This is a genomic window from Chitinophaga solisilvae (assembly GCF_009928525.1).
Taxonomy (GTDB): domain Bacteria; phylum Bacteroidota; class Bacteroidia; order Chitinophagales; family Chitinophagaceae; genus Chitinophaga; species Chitinophaga solisilvae.
This window is the reverse complement of the sequence record NZ_JAABOK010000004.1, coordinates 606546-617683: the sequence shown is the minus strand read 5'-3', so window position 1 is coordinate 617683 and position 11138 is coordinate 606546. Positions and strand designations below refer to the sequence as shown.

General features: G+C 50.0%; 7 protein-coding genes and 1 riboswitch. Of the genes, 2 read left to right on the top strand and 5 right to left on the bottom strand.

Annotated features, from left to right (window positions below):
* Positions 1-124 precede the first annotated feature (124 nt).
* Positions 125-3226 carry a TIM-barrel domain-containing protein gene (locus GWG06_RS10870; protein ID WP_160713222.1) on the bottom strand — a complete coding sequence of 1034 codons (3102 nt, stop codon included), beginning with the start codon at positions 3224-3226 and terminating at the stop codon, positions 125-127.
* 81 nt (positions 3227-3307) lie between these two features.
* Between GWG06_RS10870 and GWG06_RS10865 the strand changes: the two genes are divergently transcribed.
* On the top strand, positions 3308-4519 hold the full coding sequence (locus GWG06_RS10865; protein WP_160713220.1) for a dicarboxylate/amino acid:cation symporter: 1212 nt from the start codon (positions 3308-3310) through the stop codon (positions 4517-4519).
* Here the strand turns inward: GWG06_RS10865 and GWG06_RS10860 are convergent.
* The 3 genes from GWG06_RS10860 to GWG06_RS10850 all read right to left on the bottom strand — a co-directional run bounded on the left by GWG06_RS10860 (position 4470) and on the right by GWG06_RS10850 (position 8253).
* Positions 4470-5648 carry a trans-sulfuration enzyme family protein gene (locus tag GWG06_RS10860; protein WP_160713218.1) on the bottom strand — a complete coding sequence of 393 codons (1179 nt, stop codon included), beginning with the start codon at positions 5646-5648 and terminating at the stop codon, positions 4470-4472. The two genes, GWG06_RS10865 and GWG06_RS10860, sit on opposite strands and share 50 nt — an antisense overlap.
* Before the next feature lie 192 nt (positions 5649-5840).
* Positions 5841-5952, bottom strand: a riboswitch (SAM riboswitch).
* Between the two features lie 71 nt (positions 5953-6023).
* Complete coding sequence (locus GWG06_RS10855) at positions 6024-6950, bottom strand: NAD-dependent epimerase/dehydratase family protein (protein ID WP_160713216.1); 927 nt, start codon at positions 6948-6950, stop codon at positions 6024-6026.
* A 49-nt stretch (positions 6951-6999) separates the two neighbouring features.
* Complete coding sequence (locus tag GWG06_RS10850) at positions 7000-8253, bottom strand: YdcF family protein (RefSeq protein ID WP_160713214.1); 1254 nt, start codon at positions 8251-8253, stop codon at positions 7000-7002.
* 246 nt (positions 8254-8499) lie between these two features.
* On the opposite strand from GWG06_RS10850, the gene GWG06_RS10845 reads away from it, so the two are divergent.
* The gene (locus tag GWG06_RS10845) at positions 8500-10632 is read left to right on the top strand and encodes an ATP-binding protein (protein WP_160713212.1); all 2133 of its coding nucleotides are present in this window, start codon (positions 8500-8502) and stop codon (positions 10630-10632) included.
* 163 nt (positions 10633-10795) lie between these two features.
* Here GWG06_RS10845 and GWG06_RS10840 read toward each other — a convergent pair whose 3' ends face one another.
* On the bottom strand, positions 10796-11098 hold the full coding sequence (locus tag GWG06_RS10840) for a hypothetical protein (RefSeq protein WP_127038388.1): 303 nt from the start codon (positions 11096-11098) through the stop codon (positions 10796-10798).
* Positions 11099-11138 lie beyond the last annotated feature (40 nt).

Sequence of the window (11138 nt, the reverse complement as noted above, 5' to 3'; positions counted from 1 at the left end):
CTTTTTGACACATAGAGGCTTGGAAATGAGAAAACAATGATTTTTTATCATTGGTGTCCCAATAATCTTACGCTTTAACCAAAGCCTGGATTTTTACCGGACACCAATGATTCGTAATTCGTAATTATTTAACAACAACAACCTGCGCTTCCCTCACACTCACCAACCCTGCATTTACCACCACACAGCCTCTCTTCAGATATGGATTCCATACCCAGTCCTTTAATGGCTGCCCGTTGAGGGTGATGGATTGTGGTTTGACAGCGGTAAATATTTCCAGCTGCAGGTGGCGCTTTTCCAGCTGGCCGCTGTATTTTCCGGAAGCGGCCCCTACGCTGACAGTCACCTGGTTACCGCTGGTACGGGAAGTGATGTTCGTATAGGCAAAGGCGTTATTGTTCCGGTAGGCCAGTGTGGCGCCATCGTCTTCATATAGTTTGAAGCGGCCGTCGGCCCCGGGGTAAATTTCCAGGGTGAGGGTATCTTTCGGGCGCTGCGCATCATAGAGCATGGCCGGGTATTTCGGGATGATGGCGCCTGCTTTTACAAACAGCGGGAGCTTGTCCAGCGGGGCGGCGAAATTATTCAGCCAGCGGCCACCTTCGTAGGCTACCCCCTCTTCATAATCCATCCATCTGCCTGCAGGGAGGTAGATGCTGTCACGCTTTTCTTCATCTTTATATACCGGGGCTACCAGCAGGTATTCGCCGCTCAGGAACTGATACTGCGTAGCTTTTCCCCAGGTGATGCTGTCTTCCGGATATTCCAGCACCATAGCGCGGCAAACCGGCGTACCTGTTTCATAGGCTTCGCGGCAGTAGGAATACATATATGGCGTAAGGCGCATCTTCAGCTGCATATACTTACGGTTGACGGACGTATAGGGGTCACCGTAGGCCCAGGGCTGCTTGCCGGCCTTAGCCCAGCCGCTGATACCCATATATACCGGCGTAAAGCACTTCCATTGCATATCACGCACATAGGTTTTGGCGCTGCCTTTGAAAATACCGTCTACATCGCCGGTGGCATAGTTGAAGCCTGACAGTCCGCTACCGATAACGGTGGGTATATGAAAGCGGATATACTCCCAGTTACCGCTCTGGTCGCCGCTCCATACGGTAGCATATCGCTGCGTGCCTGCCCAGCCGGCTACGCACCATATAAAACCACGGGCATCCGCATTTTGCTCTATGCCATTGAATGCCGCGCGGCAGCCATCAAGGCCCCATTTATAGCCGGGGCCAACCCAGGCCACATCCAGCTTCATACAGCGGGTACCGAGGCGCCCTACTTCATCCTTGATCTTTTCCACACCGTTTTCTGTCCACAGACCTGTGTAGAAACCCAGCTGGTGCAACCGCTGCACCACCGTGTCCAACCCCTGGTAACCGCAGCCATAGCCGTCATTCGGTAATATCCAGCCTCCAGGCATCTGCTGTTCACGGTATACGGCGGCTATCTTCTGAATAACATCTCCTGTAACACCTTTTTTATTGTAGCAGTCTGCATCACCGAATTCAAGTCCCCACCGCGGTACCATAAACGGACGCCCGGTAACATGGGTATATTGTTCCAGTACAGATTTGATGGTTGGACCGTAAAAGTAATAGGCATCCAGTGCATAGCCTTCGTGTTCCAGCACAACGGTATCACGGAAATCGTATGCGCCTTTGCTGAATGTATTCCTGAAGATGCCGTAGCCTGCAGTGCTCACAAAAAACGGTGCGGGGTTGGAAGTGGTATTGGTTCCCCAGTTGCCGAAGTTATTCCGGATGTTCACGATGCTGTCGCGGTGTGAGAAGTTACCGTTCTGCATACCACCGCCGTAGAAGTACTCCTGCGCGCCGCGGCGGAGCGTCTGCGTTGCCTGCTCTCCCATGCTGAGCGGGGCCGTTTCCTCCATCACTGCCTTACCGGATTTATCGTACATGGCTATACGAAAAGGTGCTTTGTTGATACGCAGGGTTACCTTAGCTGTGCTGACTTCATAGTAATCCTTATTATTTTTCAGCTGATAGTTAATTTTTTTATCTCCATTCCATACTACAATGCCATTTTTCATGGCATCTTCAAACTTGCCGTCAGCGTTGACCTGCAGCCGCCAGATGTCTTCCGCAACCCAATGCAGCTGTGCAAATGCATTGCCCAGGGTGAACGTAATGAGGCCCGGCTGCTGCTTTATACCGGTGATATTTGTCAGCGGCACCTTTTTCAGCAGCAGGTGGGTAGACAATTGATTATTCGCATTATTTTCATCGCCTTTCAGTATCGCTTTTACTTCCAGCGGCCAGATGCCTTTGGTTGACAGATTAGCGGATTCCAGGAGAATGTCGCGGATGGCGTACGGCGGCAGCGGTTCCTGATTGAAAGGTACTGTCACCGTTTTCATCGCAGCGCCGTAGCCCAGCGTATATTGTATCTGCACGGGGGTATTCACCGGCTGTGTGCCCAGGTTGGTTACCCGGATGCTTACCGGCTCTTTGGAGGAGAAAGCGGTTTTACCATTGAGCGGTGCAACTACATTGGTGATGGCGAGGTCCAGCGGATATACTTTTTCGTAGCTGGCCAGGAAGATTTTACCGTTGAGAGCGCCTTTATGATCTTTCACGACGTTGCTCTCCCCTTCATCAAATTTGTAGTAGTGCAGCAGGTGCGCATAGGCGGGATCCTTATCGGTCACCTCTTTAAAGGCAAGGCGGGCGATGGTTTCGGGCGACAGCTGCGTGTCCCACATCCGAAGCTCATCCACGGTAGCGTTGAGCGTACCGAAGCCGTCGGCATCCAGACCTATCTGGGTGCAGGGCAGCGGAATGCTCTTGTCTATCCGTTGAATAAATTTCCCGTCGATATACAGGGCGGTGCTTACGCTGTCCGCCACCAGGCAGAGGTGCGTCAGTTTACCTACCGGCAGTTCATAATCAAACAACACATCAAATTTTCCCTTGCGGGTCAACCCGATTTTGTTGGTGTTGTTATATTGTTCCAGACGGATGCCGCTTTCATAGTCGCCGGCGGTCAGCAGGGTGGAATATGTGGTAATTTTGTTTCGGCTGACGAGGCATTCCACCGTGTAGGGCGGCGGAATATCTTTGCCGTTCAGCTCCACGAAGTTACTGGCGCCATTGAAGCGCAGCCGGTATTGGGCGGTAGCCGTAAAGGCAGACAGCGCGGTAAGGGCTACCAGCACGGCCCCTATCGCCATTGATTTCAGCGAGATCCTGTTCATTGTTCACATTTATAAAGGAAGGCTAAAAATACTGATCAGAAATGAGAATTCCGCTATAACTTGTACTTAATTACTATCTCTATGGGATTTATCAGAAATTACGGCAGTATCGTTATGCTGCTGGGTAGCATAATAGCAGGGAGCATCGCAGGGTTGATCATGGGTGAAAATGTAACGTATATCAAACCGGTGGGTGACATCTTCCTGAACCTGCTGCTGACGGCGGTGGTACCGCTGGTTTTCTTCGCCATTGCTACGGCCATCGCCCACATCGATGCCTCGCACCGGCTGGGCAAGGTCATGGGAGTTATGAGCCTGGTATTTCTCAGTACATTACTGATAGCGGCTTTCCTCACCATTGTGGCTGTCTGGATCTTCCCGGTACATCAGCACGTAGAGCTGTCAAAAGACATACACCCGGAAGCTGCCGGCAACTGGGGGGAAGTAATTACGCGGTTGCTGACAGTAAACGAGTTTTACGAATTACTGTCCAGGAAGAACATGCTGCCCTTCATTATTTTCTCTGTGCTGACAGGACTTGCCGCCATGCGTACCGGCGAGAGCGGCGCTGCCTTCCGCGGTTTTCTGCATTCCGGCAACGAAGTCATGAAAGATGTGCTGACACTGATTATGAAAGCGGCGCCTGTTGGTCTGGGCGCTTATTTTGCTTACCAGGTAGGCACCGTAGGTCCGAAGTTATTCGGTACCTACGCGCACTCCCTTGGTATCTACTACGGATTCGGTACTATTTATTTTCTGGTTGGTTTTAGTTTTTACGCTTTTGTAGCGGGTGGCCTCAACGGTATCAAAACCTTCTGGAGGCATAATATTGTTCCGACCATTACTGCGGTGAGCAGCGCCAGCAGCATTGCCACCATTCCGGCCAACCTGGTGGCGGTAAAGAAAATGGGGGTTCCCGACGATATCGGCAATGTGGTGGTACCACTGGGCGCTACCCTGCATAAGGATGGTTCCAGTATATCTTCTATCATAAAGATGGCAGTGGTTTTCGCCATGTTTGGCAAGAGCTTCAACAGTGCAGACATCATTCTGATGGCCCTGGGCGTTACCGTGATTGCCAGTATTGTGGAAGGCGGTATTCCCAATGGCGGCTACATTGGCGAAATGCTGGTCATGTCCGTCTACGGATTTCCGCCGGAGGCCCTCCCGCCACTGATGATCATCGGAACACTGGTTGATCCGCTGGCCACCATCCTCAATGCGACGGGAGACAACGTTGCTGCTATGCTGGTAACGCGTTTTCTTCCGAAACGGGCTGCGGCAGTTTCTTAAACGCCTGCTCAAGATCTGCCAGCAGGTCTGCGGTTTCTTCCAGTCCTACAGACAAGCGTATCAGGCTGTCGCTTACGCCTGCCGCTCTTCTCTTTTCCGCGGGGATAGACTTATGCGTCATCTCCGCGGGATGACACAGCAGACTTTTTATACCCCCCAGGCTTTCCGCCAGTTTAAAATAATGTGTGGAGGTTACAAATGCAGTAGCTGCCGCTGCGCTGTCATCCTTCAGGGTAAAGGAAACAATACCGCCAAATCCTTTGCTCTGGCGCTTTGCCAGCTCGTGATTCGGATGTGATGGCAATCCCGGATAGTACACTTTTTCTACCGCAGGATGCTGCTCCAGGTATTCCGCGATGGCCTGTGCATTCGCGCCGTGTTGCCTGATGCGCAGGTGAAGTGTTTCAATGCCCCGTATCAGCAGGAAGCTGTCAAACGGCGACAGAATAGCACCGCAGGCATTCTGATAGAATTTAATTTCTTCTCCCAGCTGCGGTGTTTTGGCAATGACTACACCCGCAATGAGGTCGCTGTGGCCGCCGAGATACTTGGTAGCGCTGTGAATCACCAGATCTGCGCCCAGTAGCAACGGCTGCTGCAACACCGGGGAGGCGAAGGTATTATCCACGCAGAACAAGGCATTATGTGCTTTCGCTATCTTCCCGATGGCTTCAATATCAGAGATCTTCAACGTAGGATTGGTGGGCGTTTCCAGCCAGATGAGACGGGTAGCCGGCGTAACGGCGTTAAAAACCGCTTGTGTATCTGCAGTATCGACATAGGTTACCTTGATCCCGAATTTCTCATATACTTTATGAAAGAGGCGGAAAGCACCGCCATAAATATCATCTACCGCTACAATTTCATCGCCTGATTTAAGGAGCTTCACCACAGCATCGATGGCTGCCAGCCCGCTGGAGAAGGCTGATGCAGCCGCGCCTCCTTCGAGCTGCGCGATAATTTTTTCCACCGCAGCACGGGTAGGATTGTTGGAACGCGCATAATCATAGCCCTTGTTGACGCCTGGCGCCTCCTGTACAAAAGTAGATGTCTGGTAAATAGGTACGGCAATGGCGCCTGTCTGCGGATCTACGGGAATAGAATGAATCAGTTCTGTGATGGTGCTCATCTTCTTTTGATTTTTAGTTTGATGAAATTTGATTAAACATGGTGCTGAAAGAAATGCTTATCAGGAAGAAGATGAGGACGCGTAATGCCTGCAGATGAGCCATTACCCTGAATGACAGGGCAAAAAAAAACTCATCTGGCAGCCAGATGAGTTTTAATTATATTGAATAATGTAAAATAAAACTAACAATCTGACTTATCTTTCCCGGTTATTCACCAGGATGGATGCAGCACCTTTCAAGGCTTGCGCCTGAAGGTTGCTAAGGTATCGTCGGGCCATTTCCCTCCTCCTTTCTTGATAAGTGACTTAAAGAACTGATGCAAAGATAATACAGAAATTCAATCCGCCAAATTTATTTCCTACAAAATTTGTAGACTAATAGTTTTTCAGTGTCTGCTTCACTCCTTCTTCATATGGAGTGGGCTTGTATCCGAAATGTTTTTCAAACTTTGAGGAATCGAAGATGTAGGGATAATCGTTCTGGTAGAGCATTTCCTTAATTTCCCGGATGGTGGTATCGAACAGGCCGGAGAGGGTGAGCATGACACTGCCCAGTTTCATATATTTTGGTTTCACCTGCATCTGCCGGGCAATCATTTCTACATATCCTTTGCCATCAGGGGCAGGGTTAAAGGTAGGCAGGTGCCATACCTGGTTCCAGGAAGATTCGTCCTGCGATAACCGGTACAAGCCTGCGCCGGCATCAGGGGTAAAGGTATAGCTATGTGTTACATTGTCCTTGCCAAACCACATCGCGCTGCTGTTTTTCCTGAACCTGTCTATAATAAGTATATTGAGGAACCCGGTTTTATCAGCGCCTGGCCCGTAGAAATCTGCAGCTCTGGCGACAGTAGCAGTAATATTGCCGGCCCGGACCTCGTCCTGCAGCCGCATAACAATTTTCGCACGGATTTCTCCCTTCACGCTGCAGGGATTATAGGGCGTGTCTTCTGTCATCGGTCCGTTTACTAACCCGTATGAATACACGTTATCGAAGAAGATCAGCCTGGCATTGGCTTCCTTGCAGGCGTTGATGGTGTTTTCCATAATTGCGGGCCATGCCTCTCCCCAGATTTTCCTGTCATATTTAAGACCTGCGCAGAGATATACTACAGCCGCGCCGGTTACTGCCTTCCTGGTCTGGGCATAATCGGTGATATCTGCTGCCACCAGGTCTGTAACACCTTCAGCGGCTCTGGGCGAGCGGCTCACCAGGCGTACCTGCTGCCCGTTTTTAACCAGTTCCCGTGTCAGTTCATTGGCGATAACGCCACCGGCGCCCAGAATTACATGTAAAGCCATGATATTGTTTTTTAGATGAGGACGAACAACTATTCCTTTTATTGCAGCATCACGGATCCAGCGGATCACGGGCATCTGCGTGCAGCGATATCAGTTGCGGTTTGAAAGACAGGAAATACAGGTCTTCCTGCGTGATAGCCTTTGCCGGCATATACCCCAGTTCAGTCATGCAGCGTTGTATGAATACGGGGCTGCTGATATAGCTGAGCTGCAGCGCATCAGATACGCAGAGCATCGGTTTATCTGTTGGCATACCGCTGTACCAGGCCAGCCGTACAGCGTTGCGCACATTGGTAGTGGTATGCCTGGCGTAAGGTTCGATGATGACTGCATCAGCGGGAATCTTTAATTCATTCACCAGGTATTTTTTCATTTCCGTGGCTTCTGCATATGGTGTACCGATGGGATGTACATGTCCGCCGGAGACAATGATAAAAGCCGCGCCTCCTTTCCTGAAATATTCCGCCCCGATGCGGCAGCGGTTCTTTCCGAAATCGCTGATAGGTTCCTTATTGCCTGGTCCGGCCCCCGGAATAAGGATGGCTGAATAACGGAATTTGTCCCAGTCCGTACGCGATACCTGCGTATAGGCATTATGGTTAGTCCCGGACATTGGTTCGTAACGCGCGCATTCATCATGGTTGTTCAGGCGGAGCAGGTCGGATGCCAGCCGGAGCGCCCGCTGGTAAAACAGGCCTTTTTCCTTACCGGCACGGCGTTTAGCTACCAGTCCTTCTACTGCCCTGGCGTATTCCGGCCCGTTTACCGCGTAAATGGCGGAATCAATTTTCGGGTAGCGGAGCCCTTTATTGGTCGTATAGGCGTTGAGGATATAGTTGATACCTTCCAACGCATCCTGCCAGGCATGACTTAACAACTGCGTATCCTCATCACCGGCATACCGCTGGAAAAGGCCGGAGCGGCGCATCTCCGTTGTCAGTTCCTTTAAAGCAGCCGGGTACTGCTGCTGCAATGATTTCCAGTTACCGGCAGCGGCAGCAATATGTTCGCTGTCTATCAGAAACGGGGCCACCAGCTGATGAGCAGAGCGGCTGTTTCCGGGGGCAGCGAAGCGCGACCGGTACACATTTCCCAGGCGCAGCATGATGGTATCCTTCTCCAGTATTCTATTAATGCCCGGTAGTTTATCCAGCAATACCAGGAAATAAAAATTTCTGTTGAGGATCTGATCATTTACCTGCCGGAATACATAGTTGCGGTCGGGTGCTGCTGTCTGCGCGGCAACAGATAACAATATGCCCCATAGTGTGACCGTCAGCAGTCCTCTTCTGATGAATCTCATTATAATTTTTATTACAGTATTACAATGTACGAATTACGTTTTAATAACATTTACTTCTCTAAAGAATTTAAAATAACAATAATACATTTTAAACCTTCATATATATCCAATTTGTTTGGAAACACATATCTATAATGGGTTTTACCATAAGAAACAGCTTGGCATCAAAGAAGAATTTGTTTTATTTTCACAGCTGTCTAAGCCTATTGTCCAGAATTAATGCCGACATTTCCAATCCATGCTATAATGTATAACACCCACGAACGAAAGAGCTTTATAAGGTTTGCCATCCTGATATTGATGGTAGTGGTACTGGTTACCTTTTTTATGATCATTGTTTTACGCAAGAGGGCTTCTGAACAGCTGAGCGCGGGCGTAAAAGACCTGGTGGCTACCAAAGTCGATGCCAGGCATATTGATGAATCCATTCAGTTATTATATGCTGCTGATAATGATTTCCGTTTTTATACACTGACCTACGATCCGTCTTACCTGCACGCGTATGTAACCTCGTTACAGGCCATCAGTGCGCACCTCGACACTGCTATCGGGGCGGTTGCCGCAGAGAAGCGTATTCACGGGCTGCTGGAGGACAAGGAACAGAAAACACAGGTATTCCTTCACACCAAAGTATATCTGGATTCCCTGCTGCAACTGTCGCAGAGCTGGGATACCACCGCCACGCCCGTCATCGTACAGCAGCTCAGTAAAATAAAAGTTCCGGTACGCGAACAGATAGATACCATTATCACCTCTACTTCTGCTACCAGCCCGGGGAAAAAGAAACTGTTCGGCAGGCTGAAAGATGCTATCTCCAACAAGGTGACTGTGCGGCAAACCAACCAGCAGGTACGTGTTATCAAAAGGGGTGCTGACACCAGTATGGAAGGCCATGCCTACAATGCGGCCTCTGTCAAACAGATGCAGCGGGCCTACCAGCAGTTTGTACGCAACGCAGCTTCGAGTCATGCCAACATGAACCGCAAGGAGTACGCGCTCATGGTGGCCAACCAGCGGCTGTTTAATACCCTGCAGCAATTGCTGGCTTCACTGAAAAGCGACCTCATTGCAGAGACTGACCGCCGCAGGAACATGCTCAGCAAGGATATCGGCAATTCGCTCTACCGTATTGACAAGCATAGCTATTGGGAAATACCGCTGTTATTATTACTGACCGGCATCATTATATATGGTATCATGCGGTTGTACAAATACGATCTGGCACTGTTGCGGGCCAAGCAACAGGCGGAAAGGTATGCCCGTCAGAAAAGCGAGTTTGTATCTACCATGAGTCATGAGATACGCACGCCTATCCACTCCCTGCTGGGCTATACCAGCCAGCTGGAGAAGGAGAAGCCGGGAGAAACGGCATCGGCTATACGTAATTCTGCCGAAATGCTGTTATCTGTCGTCAATAACGTACTGGACTATACGCAGATGGAAGGCGGCAAGCCTTCCCTTAAAAAAGAAAAGTTTTCTCCCCGCACCGCCATTGAGGAAGTATGTAACAGCCTGCAGATACAGGCAGACATGAAATCCCTCCAGCTGCATACGAATATATATTTTCCGACTACCCAGCAGGTATATGGGGATAATTTCCGGCTGAAGCAGGTACTGATGAACCTGGTGGGTAATGCCATCAAGTACACTTCCAAGGGAGCAGTCACCGTAACAGCCCATCTGCGGGAAGGTACCGTTTTACAGATAGCGGTAAAGGATACCGGCGCCGGCATCCAGCCGGACGAGCTGCCCAGATTGTTCGACGCCTTTACCCAGGGGCGCAATGGTATATCCAAAGGCAGCGGGCTGGGATTGCATATCGCCCAAAAAATCATTGATCTCCACGAAGGACATATAGAAGTAAAGAGCGTTCCAGGGAAAGGATCTATATTTAATTTTGAAATCAGGTATCCGGCCGTAACCACTACGCCAGGCACCCTTAAAATTACGTTACCCGTGAGCAATGCACCTACCCCCGAAGCAACAACAGCCCCCACTCCCCCAGGCGTGAGATTACTGGTAGTGGAAGACAGCGTGCTTAATCAGAAACTGCTGGCGCTGCTACTCGACCGCCTGCAGGTATCCTATGTGATCACCGGCACCGCCGAAGAAGCACTTGGCTTGTTTACCCGCGAATCATTTGACATGATTCTGACAGACATTGATCTGCCAGGCATGGATGGCATCGCGCTGACCCATGAAATCAGGCAGCTGCCCGACCCGAAGAAGGCCAATATCACCATCATTGCCATCACCGGCAATGTTATGGACGATGATATTGCCCAGTACCTGCGTTGCGGCCTGAATGATTACATTATGAAACCCTACCGGGAAGAAGACATTATGGAGAAGATCAGCGCACACGGGCTGCTCGTATAATCGTTTCCGTTGTAACAGTACTGGCTGTACGCTCCTGCGCTGAAGTAAGGTTTGTTCAATAAAAGACAAGGCTGCCTCCACGGCAAAGGATAAACGAAGTACACTGCAACCGGCTCCGGTTGCAGGAAAAGTCATGCTCTTCCGGTAACGGACGGCAACCGGTTCAGAGTTTTTCCAGTTTACAGTCCCATACGCCCTGGGGCTGCATGATTACAGGTGTTTCCACCACTCCGGTGATTTTATACAGGTCACCGGCCTGCTGTACTCTTTCTCCGACTTTAGGGGATACTTCATCTTTGAATTTGATGGTTGCCATAATACCAAAGGAAGTATAACTGTTAAATTTCAGGATGCTGGCAGATCTTACCGGCATCAGCATGGCGGCGCGTTTACGGTTGGCGCTTCTGTACTGGAGGAATACCAGAAATAGGCAGAGGGCAAAAATTCCCAGGAATAGCAGATACACGTTGTTAACAGATTTAGATATTCAATAATCGATGGTAAAA